Source organism: Alteromonas sp. G4i35 (assembly GCF_054960375.1).
In genome coordinates this window covers 1-1319 of record NZ_JBHNZD010000065.1, presented here as the reverse complement: position 1 = coordinate 1319, position 1319 = coordinate 1, and the positions used below count along the sequence as shown (strand labels likewise).

1 pseudogene is annotated in these 1319 nt (G+C 45.6%); it reads right to left on the bottom strand.

Annotation, left to right across the window (positions count from 1 at the left end):
• A pseudogene (locus ACFI6L_RS20225) lies at positions 1-1213 on the bottom strand (Tn3-like element ISShfr9 family transposase); the annotation flags it as partial.
• Positions 1214-1319 lie beyond the last annotated feature (106 nt).

The window sequence follows — 1319 nt, the reverse complement described above, 5'->3', positions numbered from 1 at the left end:
AGAACACCTGCCTTAACAGTTGCTCCAGGAGATTGCATTGTTCATCGTAATGTTGCCACTGGTACTCTTCCACGGTCCGTTTCTGTTTTTTCAGGTAAAGGCAGAGGGTCTGGATATCCCTGTCATTCATGACCTTCAATGCCTGTTGTCTGACTACTGAGAAGGGTTGATTATCATCAATGTTCTCATCCACAAACAGATGCAGTAACTCTGCCGCTTTCGTGACATTGTCCGCGGCTGACTGCCAGGACAGGAACACTGCTTGTTGTGCAAAGGTGTTGGCAGCTTCTTGTTGCTTGCGGATATGGTAAATGAACCCATCAGTTAACCGTTCCAGTGCCAGTTGTATCCGCTCTGTCAGGTGACATAGCAACCATAGATGCTGCTGTGCGCGTTTGAATCGTTTGAGTTTACTACCGTAATAGTTGATGAGCTCACCGAAGTGTTGTCGATTTTTAAGAGACAGATTAAGCCCATCGATAACGCCATTGATTTGCGTGCGCCATGGCGCTAACTGATGATAAAGGGCAAGCTCTTTTTTAAGTTCAGGTACGGTCAGACTTTTTGCACCGCCTCTGAGCTGGTTCAGGCTTAGTCCGTCATCAATGGCTGTTATGCTGTCCAGAAAGACGTGAAGTTCAGGACTGGTGAGTTGATTAAGTTGGTGCGCCAGGTCTTTTCTGACCTGCTGCATCGCTCTGCTTATCAGTCTCTGGAGTACGGTGTACCTAGGGATAGCAATGCTGTGACTGGTTAGGAATTCAATAGCAGTATCAAAGAGGTAACGCGGCTCCAGCCAGGCATTGCCCACCTGAACAAGGTGGTCGAAAAGAGAATTGAAGTGCTGACTTTCGTCCCATTTGTGATAACCAGCAAGGTCTAATACTTTTGCGTAGAGTCGATCTTTTTGTTTTTGTGAGGGAGTGAATGGTCTGAGCCCCTTGCCGCCAAGCAGCTCTTTACTGATGAACATTAAATCCTTAGAAACCTGCGAGTAAGCGATATCTAGGATGACGGGCTTTGATTTGAAGTATCCCAAAATCGCGACAAAGTAACATCTATGAGCTCTGAGACGAATTGACCGAAAAACTGCCAATTCCGCATCGTTCAGAGAAAAGTACAGACGTTGTTCTTCGATTGAAAAAATGGGTGGGGAATAAAGATCTGCCTGTTCTGCTCTCGTGAGAATAGTAATTTCGTTTTTGATGGCCATATCAGGGCTGTTCCGTATTAAATGTACGATATTTACCTAATTTGCCACACTTATAAGTAGTAACCCACCTCCGCAGCCATTTATTGGTGTGGTCTACAGAGGATTA